The sequence below is a fragment of the Streptococcus nakanonensis genome, from assembly GCF_059738785.1.
Window position 1 is genome coordinate 541,752 of record NZ_AP027139.1, and the last position, 22,853, is coordinate 564,604.

A 22,853-nucleotide genomic window follows, 5' to 3' on the forward strand; every position below is an offset into this window, starting at 1 on the left:
AACGATGAAAAAAATGAGAAAGTTTTTATGTCTAGCTGGAGTTGCGCTAGCAGCCGTTGCCTTGGTAGCTTGTTCAGGAAAAAAAGAAGCTACAACTAGTACTGAACCACCGACAGAATTATCTGGTGAGATTACAATGTGGCACTCCTTTACTCAAGGACCCCGTTTAGAAAGTATTCAAAAATCAGCAGATGCCTTCATGCAAAAGCATCCGAAAACGAAAATTAAGATTGAAACATTCTCTTGGAATGACTTCTATACTAAATGGACTACAGGTTTAGCAAATGGGAATGTGCCAGATATCAGTACGGCTCTTCCTAACCAAGTAATGGAAATGGTCAACTCAGATGCTTTGGTTCCGTTAAACGATTCTATCAAGCGTATTGGACAGGATAAATTTAACGAAACTGCCTTAAATGAGGCAAAAATCGGAGATGATTACTATTCTGTTCCTCTTTATTCACATGCACAAGTCATGTGGGTTAGAACAGATTTGTTAAAAGAACATAATATTGAGGTTCCTAAAACTTGGGATCAACTCTATGAAGCTTCTAAAAAATTGAAAGAAGCTGGAGTTTATGGCTTGTCTGTTCCGTTTGGAACAAATGACTTAATGGCAACGCGTTTCTTGAACTTCTACGTACGTAGTGGTGGTGGAAGTCTCTTGACAAAAGATCTTAAAGCAGATTTGACAAGTCAACTTGCTCAAGATGGTATTAAATACTGGGTTAAAATGTATAAAGAAATTTCACCTCAAGATTCTTTGAACTTTAATGTCCTTCAACAAGCTACCTTGTTCTATCAAGGAAAAACAGCATTTGACTTTAACTCTGGCTTCCATATTGGAGGAATCAATGCCAACAGTCCTCAATTGATTGATTCAATTGATGCTTATCCTATTCCAAAAATCAAAGAGTCTGATAAAGACCAAGGAATTGAAACCTCAAACATTCCAATGGTTGTTTGGAAAAATTCAAAACATCCAGAAGTTGCTAAAGCATTCTTAGAATCACTTTATAATGAAGAAGACTACGTTAAATTCCTTGATTCAACTCCAGTAGGTATGTTGCCAACTATTAAGGGGATTAGCGATTCTGCAGCCTATAAAGAAAATGAAACTCGTAAGAAATTTAAACATGCTGAAGAAGTAATTACTGAAGCTGTTAAAAAAGGTACTGCTATTGGTTATGAAAATGGACCAAGTGTACAAGCTGGTATGTTGACTAACCAACACATTATTGAACAAATGTTCCAAGATATCATTACAAATGGAACAGATCCTATGAAAGCAGCAAAAGAAGCAGAAAAACAATTAAACGATTTATTTGAGGCTGTTCAGTAGATGTAAAAGACTAGAAAATAGGTGGGCTAGTGAGCTGAAAAGCCCTAGCCCAATCTTGTAAAAGAAGGGAGAAGGAGAATGGTTAAAGAACGTAATTTAACTCGCTGGATATTTGTTTTGCCAGCTATGATTATCGTAGGATTACTCTTTGTTTATCCGTTTTTCTCGAGTATTTTTTATAGCTTTACCAATAAGCATTTGATTATGCCCAATTATAAATTTGTTGGTTTAGCTAACTATAAAGCTGTGCTATCAGATCCCAACTTCTTTAATGCGTTCTTTAATTCAATTAAGTGGACCGTTTTCTCATTAGTTGGTCAAGTTTTAGTAGGGTTTGTATTGGCTTTAGCTCTTCACAGAGTACGTCACTTCAAGAAATTATATAGGACCTTATTGATTGTTCCTTGGGCATTTCCTACCATCGTTATTGCCTTTTCTTGGCAGTGGATTCTAAATGGGGTTTATGGCTACTTACCGAATCTAATCGTAAAATTAGGTTTAATGGAACATACGCCTGCATTTTTGACAGATAGTACATGGGCATTCCTATGTTTGGTGTTTATCAACATTTGGTTTGGAGCGCCGATGATTATGGTTAATGTGCTTTCAGCTTTGCAAACAGTACCAGAAGAACAATTTGAGGCTGCTAAGATAGATGGTGCTTCAAGTTGGCAAGTGTTCAAATTTATCGTCTTTCCACATATTAAAGTGGTTGTAGGGCTTCTAGTTGTTTTGAGAACTGTATGGATCTTTAATAACTTTGACATTATCTACCTAATTACTGGTGGTGGACCGGCTAATGCTACAACGACACTTCCAATTTTTGCTTACAACCTGGGTTGGGGAACTAAATTGTTGGGTCGTGCTTCAGCAGTTACAGTATTGCTCTTTATCTTCTTGGTGGCGATTTGCTTTATCTACTTTGCTATCATCAGTAAGTGGGAAAAGGAGGGTAGAAAATAATGAAGAAGAAATCCGGTATTTATTTAGATATTCTCTCACATGTACTCTTGATTGGTGCGACCATTGTTGCAATTTTCCCATTGGTATGGATTATCATATCTTCTGTCAAGGGTAAAGGGGAATTAACTCAGTATCCAACACGATTTTGGCCTGAACAATTTACATTAGATTATTTCACTCATGTTATCAATGATTTGCACTTTATTGATAACATTCGAAACAGTTTAATCATTGCCTTAGCTACAACTGTTATTGCGATTATTATTTCTGCTATGGCAGCCTATGGTATTGTTCGATTCTTCCCTAAATTGGGAGCAATCATGTCGAGACTACTCGTCATTACCTACATTTTCCCACCAATTTTGTTAGCAATTCCCTATTCAATTGCCATTGCTAAAGTTGGGTTAACAAATAGTTTATTTGGCTTGATGATGGTTTATCTATCTTTTAGTGTTCCATATGCAGTTTGGCTCTTAGTTGGATTTTTCCAAACAGTTCCAATTGGAATTGAAGAAGCAGCTCGAATTGATGGTGCAAATAAATTTGTGACGTTTTATAAAGTTGTGCTACCGATTGTAGCACCAGGTATTGTAGCAACAGCTATTTATACATTTATCAATGCTTGGAATGAATTCCTGTATGCTTTGATTTTGATTAACAATACAGGAAAGATGACAGTAGCAGTAGCCCTTCGATCACTTAACGGTTCAGAAATCCTAGACTGGGGAGATATGATGGCAGCGTCTGTTATTGTAGTTCTTCCATCAATTATTTTCTTCTCTATCATCCAAAATAAGATTGCAAGTGGATTATCAGAAGGATCTGTGAAGTAATACTCAATGAAAATCAAAGAGCAAACTAGGAAACTAGCCGCAGGCCGCTCAAAGTACAGCTTTGAGGTTGCAGATAAAACTGACGAAGTCAGCTCAAAACATGTTTTTGAGGCTGTAGATGAAGCGACGTTGACGCGGTTTGAAGAGATTTTCGAAGAGTATAAGTTAAAATTAGAAAGTTTATTCAATAATAAAGGAGAAAAAACATGGTTAAATACGGTGTTGTTGGAACAGGATATTTTGGGGCTGAGTTAGCTCGTTATATGCAAAAGAATGATGGAGCAGAGATTACTCTTCTCTATGATCCAGATAATGCAGAGGCAATTGCAGAAGAATTGGGAGCGAAAGTAGCAAGCTCCTTAGATGAGTTGGTTTCTAGCGATGAAGTAGATTGTGTTATCGTTGCAACTCCAAATAATCTTCATAAGGAACCGGTTATTAAGGCTGCACAACATGGTAAAAATGTTTTCTGTGAAAAACCAATTGCGCTTTCTTATCAAGATTGTCGCGAGATGGTAGATGCGTGTAAAGAAAACAATGTAACCTTTATGGCAGGACATATTATGAATTTCTTTAATGGTGTCCATCATGCAAAAGAACTCATTAATCAAGGAGTCATCGGAGACGTTCTATATTGTCACACAGCTCGTAATGGTTGGGAAGAACAACAACCGTCCGTATCATGGAAAAAAATTCGTGAAAAATCAGGTGGTCACTTGTATCACCACATCCATGAGTTGGATTGTGTTCAATTCCTTATGGGTGGTATGCCTGAAACTGTAACCATGACAGGTGGAAATGTAGCCCATGAAGGTGAACATTTCGGTGATGAAGATGATATGATTTTTGTCAATATGGAATTTTCTAATAAGCGTTTTGCTTTGTTAGAATGGGGTTCAGCTTATCGTTGGGGTGAACATTATGTCTTAATCCAAGGAACGAAAGGTGCCATCCGCTTAGACTTATTCAACTGTAAAGGAACTCTTAAGCTAGATGGGCAAGAAAGCTATTTCTTGATTCATGAATCGCAAGAAGAAGATGATGATCGTACTCGTATCTATCATAGTACAGAAATGGACGGAGCAATTGCTTATGGTAAACCAGGTAAACGTACTCCATTATGGCTATCATCTGTCATTGATAAAGAGATGCGCTATCTGCATGAGATTATGCAAGGAGCTCCAGTATCAGAAGAATTTGCAAAACTTTTGACAGGAGAAGCTGCTCTCGAAGCAATTGCTACTGCAGATGCTTGTACCCAGTCTATGTTTGAAGATCGCAAAGTAAAATTGTCAGAAATTGTAAACTAAATTTTGGTATTCTCCTATTATAGGTCGACTTGCTCCTCTGAAAGTACTTTTAGAGGAGCTGTTTGACTTGGCTAGTTTTTGAAACTGAAATCTATTATACTACAAACTCTTGAAAGCGTTTTATTTTTAAGGTATAATAATCTCATAGAAACAAAGAAAAAGGAAAAGGAGGAAAGAGGATGCCACAGATTAGCAAAGAAGCCTTGATTGAGCAAATCAAAGATGGAATCATCGTTTCTTGTCAGGCTCTTCCTCATGAACCGCTTTATACAGAAGCGGGAGGGGTGATTCCCTTGCTGGTCAAAGCGGCTGAGCAAGGTGGAGCAGTCGGTATCCGAGCCAATAGTGTTCGCGATATTAAGGAAATCAAGGAAGTCACCAAACTTCCGATTATTGGGATAATCAAACGAGATTATCCGCCACAAGAACCCTTCATCACGGCTACCATGAAAGAAGTTGATGAATTGGCAGAACTGGACATCGAGGTGATTGCTCTGGATTGTACCAAGCGTGAACGCTACGATGGTTTGGAAATTCAAGAGTTTATTCGTCAGGTTAAGGAGAAATATCCTAACCAGCTCTTGATGGCTGATACTAGTACTTTTGAAGAAGGGTTAGCAGCGGTCGAAGCAGGAATTGACTTCGTCGGAACAACCTTATCAGGCTACACATCTTACAGTCCAAAAGTGGATGGTCCAGATTTTGAACTCATCAAAAAACTCTGCGATGCAGGTGTAGATGTCATTGCAGAAGGGAAAATTCATACACCAGAACAAGCCAAACAAATCCTTGAATATGGAGTGCGAGGCATCGTTGTTGGTGGCGCTATTACTAGACCAAAAGAGATTACAGAACGCTTTGTTGCTGGTCTCAAATAACACAATCTTAAAACAGAGGAGAGTGGTGGATGAGTAGGATGGAATGAAATCGCATACAAGGAATAAAGAACTCATTATCCAAGTTGGATACGCTTATAAAATAGGAGAATACAAATGAAATTTAGAAAATTAGCTTGTACAGTACTTGCGAGTGCTGCGGTTCTTGGTCTTGCTGCTTGTGGCAATTCTGGCGGAAGTAAAGATGCTGGCAAATCAGGTGGTGACGGTGCCAAAACAGAAATCACTTGGTGGGCATTCCCAGTATTTACCCAAGAAAAAACTGGTGACGGTGTTGGAACTTATGAAAAATCAATCATCGAAGCGTTTGAAAAAGCCAATCCAGATGTAAAAGTGAAATTGGAAACTATTGACTTCAAGTCAGGTCCTGAAAAAATCACAACAGCTATCGAAGCTGGAACAGCTCCAGACGTACTCTTTGATGCACCAGGACGTATCATCCAATACGGTAAAAACGGTAAATTGGCTGAGTTGAACGACCTCTTCACAGATGACTTTGTTAAAGATGTCAACAATGAAAACATCGTACAAGCAAGTAAAGCTGGAGACAAGGCTTACATGTATCCAATTAGTTCTGCCCCATTCTACATGGCAATGAACAAGAAAATGTTAGAAGATGCTGGAGTTGCAAACCTTGTAAAAGAAGGTTGGACAACTGATGATTTTGAAAAAGTATTGAAAGCACTCAAAGACAAGGGTTACACACCAGGTTCATTGTTCAGTTCTGGTCAAGGGGGAGACCAAGGAACACGTGCCTTTATCTCTAACCTTTATAGCGGTTCTGTAACAGATGAAAAAGTTAGCAAATATACAACTGATGATCCTAAATTCGTCAAAGGTCTTGAAAAAGCAACTAGCTGGATTAAAGACAATTTGCTCAATAATGGTTCACAATTTGACGGTGGGGCAGATATCCAAAACTTTGCCAACGGTCAAACATCTTACACAATCCTTTGGGCACCAGCTCAAAATGGTATCCAAGCTAAACTTTTAGAAGCAAGTAAGGTAGAAGTGGTAGAAGTACCATTCCCATCAGACGAAGGTAAGCCAGCTCTTGAATACCTTGTAAACGGATTTGCAGTATTCAACAATAAAGACGACAAGAAAGTTGCTGCATCTAAGAAATTCATCCAGTTTATCGCAGATGACAAGGAGTGGGGACCTAAAGACGTAGTTCGTACAGGTGCTTTCCCAGTTCGTACATCATTTGGCAAACTTTATGATGACAAACGTATGGAAACAATCAGCAGCTGGACTCAATATTACTCACCATACTACAACACTATTGATGGATTTGCTGAAATGAGAACACTTTGGTTCCCAATGTTGCAATCTGTATCAAATGGTGACGAAAAACCAGCGGACGCTTTGAAAGCCTTCACTGAAAAAGCGAACGAAACAATCAAAAAAGCTATGAAACAATAGTCCTTAGTTATTCTATAAAAAGTAGTTTTTTAAAGAACCTAAGAGTGTATACCCCCTTTTCCCTCTACACAGATAGTGTAAGAAAAGGGGGGCTTTTGTTTAAAATGTAAGGAACTGTCACGAAATTAAAATGAAGTTCTTACATAAGCGAATCATAAAAAATTTCATTTTGATTTTAAAACAGTTCAAGAAAGTCAAAAAATATTCTATTTGAAAGAGAGGTGCCGACTGTGAAAGTCAATAAAATCCGTATGCGGGAAACAGTGATTTCCTATGCTTTCCTAGCACCAGTGTTGTTCTTCTTTGTCATCTTTGTATTGGCTCCAATGATTATGGGCTTCATCACAAGTTTCTTTAACTACTCTATGACTAGCTTTGAATTTGTGGGCTTAGATAACTATATCCGTATGTTTAAAGATCCTGTCTTTACAAAATCTTTGATTAACACAGTTATTTTGGTTATTGGATCTGTGCCAGTTGTTGTTCTATTCTCACTCTTTGTAGCATCGCAAACCTATCACCAAAATGCTATTGCCAGATCCTTTTACCGTTTTGTCTTCTTCCTTCCAGTTGTAACAGGTAGTGTTGCCGTAACAGTTGTTTGGAAATGGATTTATGATCCGCTATCAGGTATCTTAAACTTTGTTTTGAAATCTAGTCATATCATTACTCAAAATATTTCATGGCTGGGCGACAAGCACTGGGCATTGCTGGCGATTATGATTATCCTCTTGACAACGTCTGTTGGTCAACCGATTATCCTCTACATCGCAGCTATGGGGAATATTGACAATTCATTGGTTGAAGCAGCTCGTGTTGACGGTGCAACTGAGTTTCAAGTTTTCTGGAAGATTAAATGGCCAAGCCTTCTTCCAACAACTCTTTATATCGCAATCATCACGACAATCAACTCCTTCCAAGTTTTCGCCTTGATTCAATTGTTGACATCTGGTGGGCCAAACTACTCTACAAGTACCTTGATGTACTACCTGTACGAAAAAGCCTTCCAATTGACAGAATACGGTTATGCAAACACCATCGGTGTCTTCTTGGCAGTCATGATTGCTATTGTAAGTTTTGTTCAATTTAAGGCGCTCGGAAATGACGTAGAATATTAAAGAAAGGAGACAGCTATGCAATCTACAGAAAAAAAACCATTAACAGCCTTTACTGTTATTTCAACAATCATTTTGCTCTTGTTGACTGTGCTGTTCATCTTTCCATTCTACTGGATTTTGACAGGGGCATTCAAATCACAACCTGATACAATCGTTATTCCTCCTCAGTGGTTCCCTAAAATGCCAACCATGGAAAACTTCCAACAACTCATGGTGCAAAACCCTGCTATGCAGTGGATGTGGAACTCTGTGTTTATCTCGCTGGTAACCATGTTCTTAGTCTGTGCAACTTCATCTCTAGCAGGTTATGTATTGGCTAAAAAACGTTTCTATGGTCAACGTATCCTATTTGCCATCTTTATCGCTGCCATGGCACTTCCAAAACAAGTTGTCCTTGTGCCATTGGTACGTATCGTCAACTTCATGGGGATTCATGACACTCTTTGGGCAGTTATCTTGCCTTTGATTGGATGGCCATTTGGTGTCTTCCTTATGAAACAATTCAGCGAAAACATCCCAACAGAGTTGCTTGAATCAGCTAAAATCGATGGTTGTGGTGAGATTCGTACTTTCTGGAGCGTAGCCTTCCCAATTGTAAAACCAGGGTTTGCAGCTCTTGCAATCTTCACCTTCATCAATACTTGGAATGACTACTTCATGCAGTTGGTAATGTTGACTTCACGTAACAATTTGACTATTTCACTTGGGGTTGCGACCATGCAGGCTGAAATGGCAACCAACTATGGTCTGATTATGGCGGGTGCTGCTCTTGCTGCTGTGCCAATCGTAACAGTCTTCCTAGTCTTCCAAAAATCCTTCACACAAGGTATTACTATGGGAGCGGTCAAAGGATAATACTCTGCGAAAATCGAATTCAAACTACGTCAGCGTCGCCTTGCCATACTTAAGTATTGCCTGCGGTTAGCTTCCTAGTTTGTTCTTCAATTTTCATTGAGTATAGGAAAATCAATCTATCAGAATACAGAAGTATATTTTATAGATTAAAAGAATATAGAGTTATAAGTGTCTACAAAATGGAGGGTATGCAGTTACTTTATGAAGTTTTGTCAGACACTTATCAACTTAAGAATGGTTTTAGTTAACTATTAGTTAACTATCAGAAACGAAGGAAAGAGTATGATTTTTGACGATTTGAAAAACATCACCTTTTACAAAGGAATTCATCCCAATTTAGACAAGGCTATCGACTATCTCTACCAACATCGTAAAGATTCTTTCGAATTAGGAAAATATGATATTGATGGTGATAAGGTCTTCCTAGTTGTTCAGGAAAATGTCCTCAATCAAGCTGAAAATGATCAATTTGAGTACCATAAGAACTATGCAGACTTGCATTTGCTGGTAGAAGGACATGAATATTCGAGCTACGGTTCACGTATCAAAGATGAAGCAGTAGCATTTGACGAAGCAAGTGATATTGGCTTTGTTCATTGTCATGAACACTACCCACTCTTGTTGGGTTATCACAATTTTGCGATTTTCTTCCCAGGTGAGCCACATCAGCCAACTGGCTATGCAGGTATGGAAGATCAAGTTCGCAAATATCTCTTTAAAATTTTGATTGATTAAAAATAGGATGAATTGTCTTTTTGTAAATCTTTGACAATAATCTACCATGCAATTGCTCTTTTTGAGGTAGAGAAATGAGCTCTTATTGTCAGTATCTTTATTCAGAAATGCTATTGGTATGGCAGGATTGAAGTTCAGCAAAGTCTTTATGGCTGCGGGAGCAAGAGTAGGATTACTGACCAAAATTTCTAGAAGGATTTTACAAATAGCTGTGAATATAGCTGATGTATATGGTTGTATAAACTTTTAAAATGTGAGAATGAAAGCACTTTGTATTTTTTTATTGAAAGCACTTTGTATTTTTTTATTGAATATGTTAGCTTGGACAGTGCTTGCAATGATAGTCCGTGGAGGGTTAGATGGATTTAATGAGCATACTTGGAGTACTATTTTAATTGCTTCGCTGTCCGGGATATATATAGATTATATGTCCATAGATAAAAATAGAAAAAAGTCCAAAAGAAAAAAGAAAAAATAGCTTTGTTCATGGTAGGGACTTATGAAAGTTTTACTGATAAAAAAGAAAATAGTTTACAAAGAAAAATGATGGGGGAGCAAAGATGTCACAAAAAGGAAGAAGTCTCATCAAGGCAGCATTTGATACAGACAACTTTCTCATGCGTTTTAGTGAGAAGGTTTTAGATATTGTAACAGTCAATCTTCTCTTTGTAGTAACTTGTTTGCCAATCGTAACGATTGGAGTGGCTAAAATTAGCCTCTACGAGACCATGTTCGAAGTTAAGAAGAGCAGACGTGTTCCAGTTTTTAGAACCTATCTAAGAGTTTTCAGGCAAAATCTGAAACTAGGTTTTCAGTTGGGGTTGTTGGAGTTAGGAATTGTATTTCTTGCTCTTTTAGATCTTTATCTTTTCTGGGGTCAAACAGCTCTGCCCTTCCAATTGCTGAAAGCTATTTGTCTAGGCATTTTGATTTTCCTTACTATCGTGATGTTGGCTAGCTATCCCATCGCTGCACGTTATGACCTATCTTGGAAAGAAATTCTTCAAAAAGGATTGATGTTGGCTAGTTTTAATGCTCCTTGGTTTATCTTAATGATTGTAATTATCTTTTTGATTTTGATGATTCTATATCTATCAGCCTTTACCCTGCTATTGGGAGGATCAGCTTTTATTCTCTTTGGTTTTGGATTTCTTGCTTTTTTACAAGTGGGAGTGATGGAAAAGCTATTTGCTAAGTATGAGTAAGGGGTGCAATTATTTCTGAAACTACTTTCAAACGCTCCAAACGCTATTCTATAAGCGAGAAACTAAAATCTAAGTGTCTATAAGATATTGAAAGCCTTTTCGGTAAAGTGTATACTAAAGAAGTACAGAAAGAATCTGCTTTAGCAGAAAATAAAAATAATAGGAGAAAATCTATGTCAGATTTGAAAAAATACGAAGGTGTCATTCCAGCCTTCTACGCATGTTATGATGATCAAGGAGAAGTAAGTCCAGAGCGTACGCGTGCCTTGGTTCAATACTTCATTGATAAAGGTGTTCAAGGTCTCTATGTCAATGGTTCTTCTGGTGAATGTATCTACCAAAGCGTTGAAGACCGCAAATTGATCTTGGAAGAAGTCATGGCAGTTGCCAAGGGTAAATTGACCATCATTGCTCACGTAGCTTGCAACAATACCAAGGATAGTATGGAACTTGCTCGCCATGCAGAAAGTTTGGGAGTAGATGCTATTGCAACGATTCCGCCAATTTACTTCCGCTTGCCAGAATACTCAGTTGCCAAATATTGGAACGATATTAGTTCTGCAGCTCCAAATACAGACTATGTCATCTACAACATTCCTCAATTGGCAGGGGTTGCTTTGACTCCAAGCCTTTACACTGAAATGTTGAAAAATCCTCGTGTTATTGGTGTTAAAAATTCTTCAATGCCAGTTCAAGATATCCAAACCTTTGTGAGCCTTGGTGGGGAAGACCATATCGTCTTTAACGGTCCAGATGAACAGTTCCTAGGTGGTCGCCTCATGGGTGCCAAAGCTGGTATCGGTGGTACATATGGTGCTATGCCAGAACTCTTCTTGAAACTCAATCAGTTGATTGCAGATAAAGATTTGGAAACAGCGCGTGAATTGCAGTATGCTATCAACGCTATCATTGGTAAATTGACTGCTGCACATGGAAATATGTACGGTGTCATCAAAGAAGTCTTGAAGATCAATGAAGGCTTGAATATTGGTTCTGTTCGTTCACCATTGACACCAGTGACTGAAGAAGATCGTCCAGTTGTAGAAGCAGCTGCAGCCTTGATTCGCGAAACCAAGGAGCGCTTCCTCTAATCCATAAGGAGGTATTTATGACACACTACGTTGCAATTGATATTGGTGGAACCAACATCAAATATGGTTTAATCGACCAAGAAGGCCAACTTGTTGAATCACATGAAATGCCAACAGAGGCGCATAAGGGTGGACCTCATATCTTACAAAAAACCAAAGATATTGTAGCTAGCTATTTAGAAAAAGGCCCAGTAGCAGGTGTTGCCATTTCTTCTGCAGGAATGGTGGATCCAGATAAGGGTGAGATTTTCTATGCTGGGCCTCAGATTCCAAATTATGCAGGAACCCAGTTCAAGAAGGAAATCGAGACTAGCTTTACTATTCCTTGTGAAATTGAGAATGACGTCAACTGTGCAGGTCTGGCTGAAGCGGTATCTGGTTCAGGCAAGGGAGCGAGTGTCACCCTTTGCTTGACCATTGGAACAGGTATCGGTGGTTGCTTGATTATGGATGGGAAAGTCTTCCATGGATTTAGCAATTCAGCCTGTGAAGTTGGGTATATGCATATGCAGGATGGAGCTTTCCAAGACTTGGCTTCTACGACAGCTTTAGTGAAATATGTAGCTGAAGCACATGGAGATCCAGTTGACCAGTGGAATGGCCGACGCATTTTCAAGGAAGCCACTGAGGGCAATAAACTCTGCATGGAAGGTATTGACCGCATGGTAGACTATCTAGGAAAAGGTCTGGCAAATATTTGCTACGTTGCCAATCCAGAGGTGGTCATTCTCGGTGGCGGTATCATGGGACAAGAGGCAATTCTCAAACCCAAAATCCGTACAGCCTTGAAAGAAGCCTTGGTGCCAAGCCTAGCTGAAAAAACACGATTAGAATTTGCCCATCACCAAAATACAGCAGGTATGTTGGGTGCTTATTATCATTTTATACTCAATGAAAATCAAAGAGCAAACTAGGAAGTTAGCCGTAGGCAGTACTTGAGTACGACAAGGCGAAGCTGACGTGGTTTGAATTTGATTTTCGAAGAGTATTAAGACAAAACAATCCTAGTTTGACTCAGCCAAACTAGGATTTTCTGACGCGTTTTTGTCTACGATAGCCGTTGAGTTTTTTATTTTCCCAGTAGCTATTAAAGATTTTCTCCTTGCTTTCGCGATTGATTTCCAAAAAGTAGGCATAAATCAAATCGATAAAGAAGAGCATAGGAAGTTGAGCGGATATTCGTTGGATGTAGGAAGGTTGGCTGTGGCTAGCAACGAGAACGGTCTCTGTATAGGTCTGGCTATCTTTACTGGGAACACTTGAAAAGAGTACAGTCTTTGCCCCCATCTCCTTAGCGTCTAAAAGACTGTCTAAAATAGAGGGAGTTGTGCCAGAAAGTGAGAAACCAAGTACGAGACAATTTTCGTCCATGATGCTGGTTGTCCAGGCAAAGCCGTCTTGATCGGTCAAAGCTTCGCAGACCACACCCAGACGCATGAAGCGCAATTTCATTTCACGGGCGACGAGGCCAGAACTCCCTGTTCCGAAGAAGTAGACACGCTCAGCATCTTCGATTAACTGGGCAATTCGTTCTAGTTGGCTTTCGTTAATCAAGTCTTGTGTTTGTTCCCTCATATTGCTATAACTTCTGAGGACTCGTTTGGTCAGTGGACTGTGCTTGGAGACTTGATTGGCTTGATTTTCTGCCTCATGTTGGTATTGGAAAATAAATTCTCGGTAGCCAGTATAGCCACACTTTTTAGCAAAGCGAGTTAGTGCAGCCTGAGAGATATGTAATTTTTGAGTGACCTGTTGGGAAGATAAATCATTTGTAATCGTTTCAGCTTGCAAAAAATAGCGAGCGATTTCTTGTTCTAGGTCTGTCATTTCTTCAAAATGTGAATCAATGACAGTTGCGATATCTGGTTTGTCCATAGGGAAGGCTCCTTTAAATGAGTCGTGTTGGAAAAAGACTAGATTATTGAACTTTTACATTCATTATAACATATAATATAGGGATGGATAAATAAAAACGTATCTTACTGTAAAAACGAAAAAAAGCTTCTTGCTTTTCCATAATTTTCTGCTCAAATTATGGTACAATGAAGAGTAAGATTTTAAGTTAGAAATGAGACTGATTTGTATGAGAAAATTTAACAGCCATTCGATTCCGATTCGGCTTAATTTATTGTTTTCAATCGTCATTTTACTCTTTATGACCATTATTGGTCGTTTGTTGTATATGCAGGTTTTGAACAAGGATTTTTACGAAAAAAAGCTAGCCTCAGCTAGTCAGACCAAGGTCACAACCAGTTCTGCTCGTGGGGAAATTTATGATGCTAGTGGAAAACCTTTGGTAGAAAATACGTTAAAACAGGTTGTTTCCTTTACGCGTAGCAATAAAATGACGGCTACAGACTTAAAAGAAATAGCTAAAAAGTTACTGACTTATGTGAGTATCAGTTCGCCAAATTTGACAGAACGCCAGCTGGCTGATTACTATTTGGCTGATCCTGAAATCTATAAAAAAACAGTGGAAGCTCTCCCAAGTGAGAAACGCTTGGATTCAGATGGCAATCGCCTATCCGAATCAGAACTGTATAACAATGCGGTCGATAGTGTCCCAACAAGTCAACTAAACTATACAGAGGATGAAAAGAAAGAAATCTATCTTTTTAGTCAGTTAAATGCTGTTGGAAACTTTGCGACAGGGACCATTGTGACAGATCCTCTAAATGATTCTCAGGTAGCTGTTATTGCCTCTATTTCAAAGGAGATGCCTGGCATTAGTATTTCTACTTCTTGGGATCGAAAGATTTTGGAAACTTCCCTTTCTTCTATAGTAGGGAGTGTATCCAGTGAAAAAGCTGGTCTCCCAGCGGAAGAAGCAGAAGCCTATCTTAAAAAAGGCTATTCTCTAAATGACCGTGTTGGAACCTCCTATTTGGAAAAGCAATATGAAGAGACCTTACAAGGGAAACGCTCGGTAAAAGAAATCCATCTGGATAAATATGGCAATATGGAAAGTGTGGATACAATTGAGGAAGGTAGTAAGGGAAACAATATCAAACTGACCATTGATTTGGCCTTCCAAGATAGCGTGGATGCTTTGCTGAAAAGTTATTTCAATTCCGAGCTAGGAAATGGTGGAGCCAAGTATTCTGAAGGTGTCTATGCAGTCGCTTTGAACCCCAAAACAGGTGCTGTTTTGTCTATGTCAGGTCTCAAACATGACTTGAAAACGGGAGACTTGACGCCTGATTCCTTGGGAACGGTAACCAATGTCTTTGTCCCAGGGTCAGTAGTTAAGGCCGCTACCATCAGCTCAGGTTGGGAAAATGGTGTTTTATCAGGAAACCAAACCTTAACAGATCAGCCTATTGTTTTCCAAGGTTCAGCTCCAATTTATTCTTGGTATAAATTGGCATATGGATCTTTTCCTATTACAGCTGTGGAAGCCTTGGAGTATTCATCTAATGCTTACATGGTTCAAACCGCTCTTGGAATCATGGGCCAGACCTATCAACCTAATATGTTTGTCGGCACCAGCAATCTAGAGTCTGCTATGGGGAAATTGCGTTCAACCTTTGGTGAATATGGTTTGGGTTCTGCGACTGGGATTGACCTACCAGATGAATCTACTGGATTTGTTCCCAAAGACTATAGCTTTGCTAATTACATTACTAATGCCTTTGGGCAGTTTGATAACTATACGCCCATGCAGTTGGCTCAGTATGTAGCAACTATTGCAAATGATGGTGTTCGTGTGGCTCCTCGTATTGTGGAAGGCATTTATGGCAATAATGATAAGGGAGGACTGGGTGACCTGATTCAGCAACTGCAACCGACAGAGATGAATAAGGTCAATATATCCGACTCCGATATGAGCATCTTGCACCAAGGTTTTTATCAGGTTGCCCATGGGACTAGTGGCTTGACCACTGGTCGTGCCTTTTCAAATGGTGCCTTGGTATCCATTAGCGGAAAAACGGGTACAGCCGAAAGCTATGTGGCAGATGGACAGCAAGCAACCAATACCAATGCGGTGGCCTATGCTCCATCTGATAATCCCCAAATCGCTGTTGCAGTGGTCTTTCCTCATAATACCAATCTAACAAATGGTGTAGGACCTTCCATTGCGCGTGACATTATCAATCTGTATCAAAAATACCATCCGATGAACTAGAAAGGAAATTATGCTTTATCCAACACCCATTGCCAAGCTGATTGACAGTTATTCTAAGTTACCAGGTATCGGAATTAAGACGGCCACGCGTCTGGCCTTTTATACGATTGGGATGTCTGATGATGATGTCAATGAATTTGCAAAAAATCTCCTTTCTGCTAAGAGAGAATTGACCTACTGTTCTATTTGTGGACGTTTGACAGACGACGATCCTTGTTCTATCTGTACCGATCCGACTCGTGACCAGACAACGATTTTGGTGCTAGAGGATAGTCGGGATGTGGCGGCCATGGAAAATATCCAAGAATACCATGGACTCTATCATGTCCTGCATGGCCTCATTTCTCCTATGAATGGTATCAGTCCAGACGATATCAATCTCAAGAGCCTCATGACTCGTCTGATGGATAGTGAGGTTTCAGAAGTAATCGTAGCAACCAATGCCACAGCAGATGGGGAAGCGACTTCCATGTATCTTTCCCGTTTACTCAAGCCAGCTGGGATCAAGGTTACGCGCCTGGCACGAGGCCTTGCTGTGGGAGCAGATATCGAGTATGCGGACGAAGTGACCCTCTTACGGGCTATTGAAAATCGAACAGAGTTGTAAGTGTAGACAAATTTACGAACTCCATTCATTTATAAAAAATCAAAGAGGCTGAAAATCGTTCCTATCGGCCTTTTTTGTATAGTGTGATGAGTAGGATCAGGTTCAAGTTTTAAAAAAACAAGCAAATATGATATACTAAAGAGCGAGTATTCTAGTAGAATTAGGACAAGTAATATGAAACAAACGATTATTCTTTTATATGGTGGACGGAGTGCGGAACGCGAAGTCTCTGTCCTTTCAGCTGAGAGTGTCATGCGTGCGGTCAATTACGACCGTTTCACAGTTAAGACTTTCTTTATCAGTCAGTCAGGTGACTTTATCAAAACGCAGGAATTTAGTCAGACTCCAGGTCAAGAGGACCGTCTCATGACCAATGCGACCATTGATTGGGATAAGAAAGTTGCACCAAGTGCCATCTACGAAGAAGGGGCAGTTGTCTTTCCAGTTCTTCACGGTCCGATGGGAGAAGATGGCTCTGTCCAAGGATTCTTGGAAGTTTTGAAAATGCCTTATGTCGGCTGCAATATCTTGTCATCTAGCCTTGCAATGGATAAAATCACTACCAAGCGTGTGTTAGAATCTGCTGGTATTGCCCAAGTTCCTTATGTGGCTATCGTTGAAGGGGATGATGTGACTGCTAAAATTGCTGAAGTGGAAGAAAAATTGACTTATCCAGTCTTCACTAAGCCGTCAAACATGGGTTCTAGTGTCGGTATTTCCAAGTCTGAAAATCAAGAAGAACTCCGTCAAGCTTTGAAACTTGCCTTCCAATATGACAGCCGTGTCTTGGTAGAGCAAGGAGTGAATGCCCGGGAAATCGAGGTTGGTCTACTAGGCAACTACGATGTCAAAAGCACGCTACCAGGAGAAGTAGTCAAGGATGTTGCCTTTTATGATTACGATGCCAAGTATATTGATAACAAGATTACTATGGATATCCCAGCTAAAATCAGTGATGATGTGGTAGCTGTCATGCGTCGAAATGCAGAAACGGCCTTCCGTGCCATTGGTGGCCTCGGTCTCTCTCGTTGCGATTTCTTCTATACAGATAAGGGAGAGATCTTCCTAAATGAGCTTAATACCATGCCAGGTTTCACCCAGTGGTCTATGTACCCACTACTTTGGGATAATATGGGAATCAGCTATCCAGACTTAATCGAGCGATTGGTTGATCTTGCCAAGGAAAGTTTTGACAAGCGCGAAGCGCATTTGCTATAAGAATGAAAGAGAGGGTAGGAGCCAGAACCATCACTGCAAGGTGACTAGAGTTCTCGAGCTTCGACCTTTTTTAAAGGAGTAGAAATGAAATTAACAATTCATGAAGTGGCTCAAGTTGTAGGAGCTAAAAATGATATCAGCATCTTTGAGGATACCCAGTTAGAGAAAGCTGAGTTTGACAGTCGTTTGATTGCGACAGGAGATTTATTTGTCCCCCTCAAAGGTGCGCGTGACGGTCATGACTTTATCGAAACAGCCTTTGAAAATGGTGCTGCTGTAACCCTGTCTGAGAAAGAAATCGAAAATCATCCTTATATTTTAGTAGATGATGTTTTGATTGCCTTTCAAACCCTAGCAGCCTACTATCTTGAGAAAACGGGAGTTGATGTCTTTGCAGTCACAGGTTCAAATGGCAAGACAACGACCAAGGATATGTTGGCGCACTTGCTATCAACAACCTACAAGACCTACAAAACACAAGGAAACTACAATAATGAGATTGGTCTTCCTTACACAGTTCTCCATATGCCTGAAGGAACAGAAAAGTTGGTCTTGGAGATGGGGCAGGACCACTTGGGAGATATTCATCTCTTGTCAGAATTGTCTCGTCCAAAAACAGCCATCGTGACCTTGGTTGGAGAGGCTCATTTGGCCTTTTTCAAAGATCGTTCGGAAATCGCTAAAGGGAAAATGCAAATTGCAGATGGCATGGCTTCTAATTCCTTGCTCTTGGCGCCAGCTGATCCTATTGTAGAGGACTACTTGCCAGCTGATAAAAAGGTGGTTCGTTTTGGGCAAGGAGCAGAGTTGGAAATTACCGACTTGGTTGAGCGCAAGGATAGTCTGACCTTTAAGGCTAATTTCTTGGAACAAGCCCTCGATTTGCCAGTGACTGGTAAGTACAATGCCACTAATGCTATGATTGCGTCCTATGTTGCCCTACAAGAAGGAGTTTCAGAGGAGAAAATTCGTTTGGCCTTCCAAAATCTTGAATTGACGCGTAATCGTACCGAATGGAAGAAAGCAGCCAATGGAGCAGATATCCTATCAGATGTTTACAATGCCAATCCAACTGCTATGAAGCTGATTTTAGAGACTTTCTCTGCCATTCCAGTCAACGAAGGTGGCAAGAAAATCGCTGTCTTGGCGGACATGAAGGAACTTGGTGACCAGTCTATTCAACTCCATAATCAGATGATTTTGAGCCTCTCGCCAGATGTGCTGGATACCGTGATTTTCTATGGAGACGACATTGCAGAATTGGCCCAATTGGCTAGTCAAATGTTCCCAATCGGCCACGTTTATTACTTCAAAAAAACATCCGACGAGGATCAATTTGAGGCTATGAATAAGCAGGTCAAAGAAAGCCTTGGAGCCCATGACCAAATCCTGCTCAAAGGCTCCAATTCTATGAATCTAGCCAAGCTGGTAGAAAGTTTAGAAAATGAAGCCAAGTGATTTTGTCAAACTTTTACGTATTTCTAAATCCATTTTTCTTAAGTAGCATGGTATAATAAAATGCAGGAAAATTTTGAATCATGAGGAAGACTAAATGAATTTATGGGATATTTTTTTTACAACTCAGGCAACCGAGCCGCCCAAATTTGACCTTTTTTGGTATGTCAGTATATTTACACTCTTGGCTTTGATCTTTTATACAGCCTATCGTTATCGTGAAAAGAAGGTTTACCAACGATTTTTCCAGATTTTACAGGCCGTTCAGTTAATCCTACTTTATGGTTGGTACTGGGTCAATCATATGCCACTATCAGAAAGCTTACCCTTTTACCATTGCCGTATGGCCATGTTTGTGGTACTTTTGCTTCCTGGTCAGTCCAAATATAGGCAGTATTTTGCATTACTAGGAACATTTGGGACATTAGCAGCCTTTGTTTATCCAGTGTCAGATGCCTATCCTTTCCCCCATATCACCATTTTATCCTTTATTTTTGGGCATTTAGCACTCTTGGGGAACTCTCTGGTTTATCTCTTGAGACAGTATAATGCGCGATTGCTGGATGTGAAGGGGATTTTTCTCATGACCTTTGCATTAAATGCCTTGATTTTTATGGTCAATTTGGTAACAGGTGGAGATTACGGATTCTTGACAAAACCGCCATTGGTTGGAGATCACGGCTTAGTGGCTAATTATTTAATCGTTTCTCTGGCCCTGTCAGCAGCGATTACGTTGACAAAGAAAATTTTAGAACTATTTTTAGAACAAGAAGCAGAAAAAATGATTGCAAAGAAAGCTTAACACAGAGCTTTCTTTTTTTGTCTTAGAGAGTTTTTACAAGCAGCTTACAAAATAAGAATTTCTGAACATAGAAACTCAAAAAATGGCTGGGAAATTTAGGAAAAAAGCAAGCACGATTAAATTTTTTGTGTTATAATATTCTGTGAATAGCTATGCCTAGGTTTAGCTATGGAATAATACGAAGTGCGAAACTTGGAAGATAGAGAGGATGCGATGTAATGGCTAGAGAAGGCTTTTTTACAGGTCTAGATATTGGAACAAGCTCTGTCAAGGTGCTTGTGGCCGAGAAGAGAAATGGTGAATTAAATGTAATTGGCGTGAGTAATGCCAAAAGTAAAGGTGTAAAGGATGGAATTATTGTTGATATTGATGCAGCAGCAACTGCTATCAAGTCAGCCATTTCCCAAGCAGAAGAAAAGGCAGGTATTTCGATTAAATCAGTGAATGTCGGCTTGCCTGGTAATCTTTTGCAGGTCGAACCAACTCAAGGGATGATTCCAGTAACATCTGATACCAAGGAAATTACGGATCAAGATGTTGAAAATGTTGTCAAATCAGCTTTGACAAAGAGTATGACACCTGACCGTGAAGTCATTACCTTTATTCCTGAAGAATTTATTGTGGATGGTTTCCAAGGGATTCGTGACCCACGTGGCATGATGGGGGTTCGCCTTGAAATGCGTGGCTTGCTTTATACAGGCCCTCGTACTATCTTGCACAATTTGCGTAAGACGGTTGAGCGTGCAGGTGTTCAGGTTGAAAATATTATCATTTCGCCACTAGCAATGGTTCAATCAGTTTTGAACGAAGGTGAACGTGAATTTGGTGCTACAGTGATTGATATGGGGGCAGGTCAAACGACTGTCGCTACAATCCGCAACCAAGAACTCCAATTCACACATATTCTCCAAGAAGGTGGAGATTATGTAACTAAAGATATCTCCAAGGTTTTGAAAACCTCTCGCAAATTAGCAGAAGGCTTGAAACTGAATTACGGGGAAGCCTATCCGCCTCTTGCAAGCAAAGAAACCTTCCAAGTAGAAGTTATTGGAGAAGTAGAAGCAGTCGAAGTGACGGAAGCCTACTTGTCAGAAATTATTTCTGCACGAATCAAGCACATCCTTGAACAAATTAAGCAAGAATTAGATAGAAGACGTCTATTGGAGCTCCCTGGTGGCATTGTCTTAATCGGTGGAAATGCTATTTTACCGGGTATGGTAGAATTGGCTCAAGAAGTCTTTGGCGTTCGTGTCAAACTCTATGTTCCAAACCAAGTTGGTATCCGTAATCCAGCCTTTGCGCATGTGATTAGTTTATCAGAATTTGCTGGACAATTGACAGAAGTCAATCTTTTGGCTCAAAGAGCGGTCAAGGGTGAAGTTGCTCTGACTCATCAACCAATTAGTTTTGGGGGAATGATACAGAAAACAGCTCAGTTTGTACAATCAACGCCTGTTCAACCAGCTCCTGCTCCAGAAGTAGAGCCGGTGGCGCCTACAGAACCAATGGCGGATTTCCAACAAGCTTCACAAAATAAACCGAAATTAGCAGATCGTTTCCGTGGCTTGATCGGAAGCATGTTTGACGAATAAAGAGGAAAAATAAATTATGACATTTTCATTTGATACAGCTGCTGCTCAAGGTGCAGTGATTAAAGTAATTGGTGTCGGTGGAGGTGGTGGCAATGCCATCAACCGTATGGTCGACGAAGGTGTTACAGGCGTAGAATTTATCGCAGCAAACACAGATGTACAAGCATTGAGTAGTACAAAAGCTGAGACTGTTATTCAGTTGGGACCTAAATTGACTCGTGGTTTGGGTGCAGGAGGTCAACCTGAGGTTGGTCGTAAAGCTGCTGAAGAAAGCGAAGAAACACTGACGGAAGCTATCAGTGGCGCAGATATGGTCTTCATCACTGCTGGTATGGGAGGAGGCTCTGGAACTGGAGCTGCTCCTGTTATTGCTCGTATCGCCAAAGATTTGGGCGCTCTTACAGTTGGTGTTGTAACACGTCCCTTTGGTTTTGAAGGAAGCAAACGTGGACAATTTGCTGTAGAAGGAATCAATCAACTACGTGAGCATGTAGATACTCTATTGATTATCTCAAACAACAACTTGCTTGAAATTGTTGATAAGAAAACACCGCTCTTGGAGGCTCTTAGCGAAGCGGATAACGTTCTTCGTCAAGGTGTTCAAGGAATTACCGATTTGATTACCAATCCAGGATTGATTAACCTTGACTTTGCCGATGTGAAAACAGTTATGGCAAATAAAGGGAATGCTCTTATGGGTATTGGTATCGGTAGTGGAGAAGAACGTGTTGTTGAAGCAGCGCGTAAGGCAATTTACTCTCCACTTCTTGAAACAACAATTGATGGAGCAGAAGATGTGATTGTCAACGTAACTGGTGGTCTTGACTTAACCTTGATTGAAGCAGAAGAGGCTTCACAAATTGTGAACCAGGCAGCAGGTCAAGGAGTGAACATCTGGCTCGGTACTTCAATTGATGAAAGTATGCGTGATGAAATTCGTGTAACAGTTGTCGCAACAGGTGTTCGTCAAGACCGCGTAGAGAAGGTTGTTGCTCCACAAGCTAGACCGACTACTAACTACCGTGAGACAGTGAAACCAGCTCATTCACATGGCTTTGATCGTCATTTTGATATGGCAGAAACAGCTGAATTGCCAAAACAAAATCCACGTCGTTTGGAACCAACTCAGGCATCCGCTTTTGGTGATTGGGATCTTCGCCGTGAATCGATTGTTCGTACAACAGATTCAGTCGTTTCTCCAGTTGAACGCTTTGAAGCCCCAACATCACAAGATGAAGATGAATTGGATACACCTCCATTTTTCAAAAATCGTTAAGTAA

Annotated in this window: 22 protein-coding genes; 21 read left to right on the forward strand and 1 reads right to left on the reverse strand. The window is 40.1% G+C overall.

All coding sequences use genetic code 11. The annotated features are described in order from the left end of the window. Positions 1–4 precede the first annotated feature (4 nt). From AC6I9F_RS02870 to AC6I9F_RS02935, 14 genes are all read left to right on the forward strand, one after another. On the forward strand, positions 5–1,342 hold the full coding sequence (locus AC6I9F_RS02870; protein ID WP_000738775.1) for an ABC transporter substrate-binding protein: 1,338 nt from the start codon (positions 5–7) through the stop codon (positions 1,340–1,342). 78 nt (positions 1,343–1,420) lie between these two features. Further along, positions 1,421–2,305 (forward strand): carbohydrate ABC transporter permease, encoded by an 885-nt coding sequence (locus AC6I9F_RS02875; protein ID WP_000237988.1) that lies wholly within the window; start codon positions 1,421–1,423, stop codon positions 2,303–2,305. Continuing rightward, the gene (locus tag AC6I9F_RS02880) at positions 2,305–3,138 is read left to right on the forward strand and encodes a carbohydrate ABC transporter permease (RefSeq protein ID WP_000730332.1); all 834 of its coding nucleotides are present in this window, start codon (positions 2,305–2,307) and stop codon (positions 3,136–3,138) included. Before AC6I9F_RS02875 ends, AC6I9F_RS02880 begins: the two co-directional genes overlap by 1 nt. A gap of 6 nt (positions 3,139–3,144) precedes the next feature. Continuing rightward, complete coding sequence (locus AC6I9F_RS02885) at positions 3,145–3,393, forward strand: hypothetical protein (protein ID WP_225904801.1); 249 nt, start codon at positions 3,145–3,147, stop codon at positions 3,391–3,393. Further along, positions 3,345–4,448, forward strand: coding sequence for a Gfo/Idh/MocA family protein (locus AC6I9F_RS02890; protein ID WP_050073351.1), 1,104 nt, complete (start codon positions 3,345–3,347; stop codon positions 4,446–4,448). Before AC6I9F_RS02885 ends, AC6I9F_RS02890 begins: the two co-directional genes overlap by 49 nt. A 179-nt stretch (positions 4,449–4,627) precedes the next feature. Then, the gene (locus tag AC6I9F_RS02895; RefSeq protein WP_001135655.1) at positions 4,628–5,326 is read left to right on the forward strand and encodes an N-acetylmannosamine-6-phosphate 2-epimerase; all 699 of its coding nucleotides are present in this window, start codon (positions 4,628–4,630) and stop codon (positions 5,324–5,326) included. A 114-nt stretch (positions 5,327–5,440) separates the two neighbouring features. Then, entirely contained in the window at positions 5,441–6,769 is a 1,329-nt protein-coding gene (locus AC6I9F_RS02900) for an ABC transporter substrate-binding protein (protein WP_498022627.1), read from the forward strand. 251 nt (positions 6,770–7,020) lie between these two features. Continuing rightward, positions 7,021–7,887, forward strand: coding sequence for a carbohydrate ABC transporter permease (locus AC6I9F_RS02905; RefSeq protein WP_498023168.1), 867 nt, complete (start codon positions 7,021–7,023; stop codon positions 7,885–7,887). Positions 7,888–7,902: 15 nt separating this feature from the next. Further along, positions 7,903–8,742 (forward strand): carbohydrate ABC transporter permease, encoded by an 840-nt coding sequence (locus tag AC6I9F_RS02910; protein WP_001192009.1) that lies wholly within the window; start codon positions 7,903–7,905, stop codon positions 8,740–8,742. A gap of 282 nt (positions 8,743–9,024) precedes the next feature. Continuing rightward, on the forward strand, positions 9,025–9,477 hold the full coding sequence (locus AC6I9F_RS02915; protein ID WP_498022628.1) for a NanQ anomerase/TabA/YiaL family protein: 453 nt from the start codon (positions 9,025–9,027) through the stop codon (positions 9,475–9,477). A 283-nt stretch (positions 9,478–9,760) separates the two neighbouring features. After that, positions 9,761–9,955, forward strand: a complete 195-nt coding sequence (locus tag AC6I9F_RS02920) for a hypothetical protein (RefSeq protein WP_025169385.1) — start codon at positions 9,761–9,763, stop codon at positions 9,953–9,955. A gap of 82 nt (positions 9,956–10,037) precedes the next feature. After that, entirely contained in the window at positions 10,038–10,682 is a 645-nt protein-coding gene (locus AC6I9F_RS02925) for a YesL family protein (RefSeq protein ID WP_498022630.1), read from the forward strand. 173 nt (positions 10,683–10,855) lie between these two features. After that, positions 10,856–11,773, forward strand: coding sequence for a dihydrodipicolinate synthase family protein (locus AC6I9F_RS02930; protein ID WP_001281495.1), 918 nt, complete (start codon positions 10,856–10,858; stop codon positions 11,771–11,773). 17 nt (positions 11,774–11,790) lie between these two features. Further along, positions 11,791–12,687: an ROK family protein gene (locus AC6I9F_RS02935; protein ID WP_112443899.1), complete on the forward strand. Its 897-nt coding sequence runs from the start codon at positions 11,791–11,793 to the stop codon at positions 12,685–12,687. Positions 12,688–12,796: 109 nt separating this feature from the next. On the opposite strand, the gene AC6I9F_RS02940 is transcribed toward AC6I9F_RS02935, so the two are convergent. Continuing rightward, on the reverse strand, positions 12,797–13,648 hold the full coding sequence (locus tag AC6I9F_RS02940; RefSeq protein WP_498022632.1) for a MurR/RpiR family transcriptional regulator: 852 nt from the start codon (positions 13,646–13,648) through the stop codon (positions 12,797–12,799). Between the two features lie 193 nt (positions 13,649–13,841). Here AC6I9F_RS02940 and pbp2b point away from each other — a divergent pair, with 193 nt between their 5' ends. From pbp2b to ftsZ, 7 genes are all read left to right on the forward strand, one after another. Next, complete coding sequence (gene pbp2b / locus AC6I9F_RS02945; RefSeq protein WP_498022634.1) at positions 13,842–15,899, forward strand: penicillin-binding protein 2B; 2,058 nt, start codon at positions 13,842–13,844, stop codon at positions 15,897–15,899. Between the two features lie 10 nt (positions 15,900–15,909). Next, the gene (gene recR / locus AC6I9F_RS02950; RefSeq protein WP_000966754.1) at positions 15,910–16,506 is read left to right on the forward strand and encodes a recombination mediator RecR; all 597 of its coding nucleotides are present in this window, start codon (positions 15,910–15,912) and stop codon (positions 16,504–16,506) included. 174 nt (positions 16,507–16,680) lie between these two features. Continuing rightward, positions 16,681–17,724 (forward strand): D-alanine--D-alanine ligase, encoded by a 1,044-nt coding sequence (locus AC6I9F_RS02955; protein ID WP_498022636.1) that lies wholly within the window; start codon positions 16,681–16,683, stop codon positions 17,722–17,724. A gap of 84 nt (positions 17,725–17,808) precedes the next feature. Continuing rightward, positions 17,809–19,182, forward strand: a complete 1,374-nt coding sequence (locus tag AC6I9F_RS02960) for a UDP-N-acetylmuramoyl-tripeptide--D-alanyl-D-alanine ligase (protein WP_498022638.1) — start codon at positions 17,809–17,811, stop codon at positions 19,180–19,182. A gap of 94 nt (positions 19,183–19,276) precedes the next feature. Then, positions 19,277–19,981: a YwaF family protein gene (locus AC6I9F_RS02965; RefSeq protein ID WP_173220112.1), complete on the forward strand. Its 705-nt coding sequence runs from the start codon at positions 19,277–19,279 to the stop codon at positions 19,979–19,981. 218 nt (positions 19,982–20,199) lie between these two features. Then, positions 20,200–21,573 (forward strand): cell division protein FtsA, encoded by a 1,374-nt coding sequence (gene ftsA / locus AC6I9F_RS02970; protein WP_050121085.1) that lies wholly within the window; start codon positions 20,200–20,202, stop codon positions 21,571–21,573. A 16-nt stretch (positions 21,574–21,589) separates the two neighbouring features. Further along, the gene (gene ftsZ, locus AC6I9F_RS02975; RefSeq protein WP_000144272.1) at positions 21,590–22,849 is read left to right on the forward strand and encodes a cell division protein FtsZ; all 1,260 of its coding nucleotides are present in this window, start codon (positions 21,590–21,592) and stop codon (positions 22,847–22,849) included. Positions 22,850–22,853 lie beyond the last annotated feature (4 nt).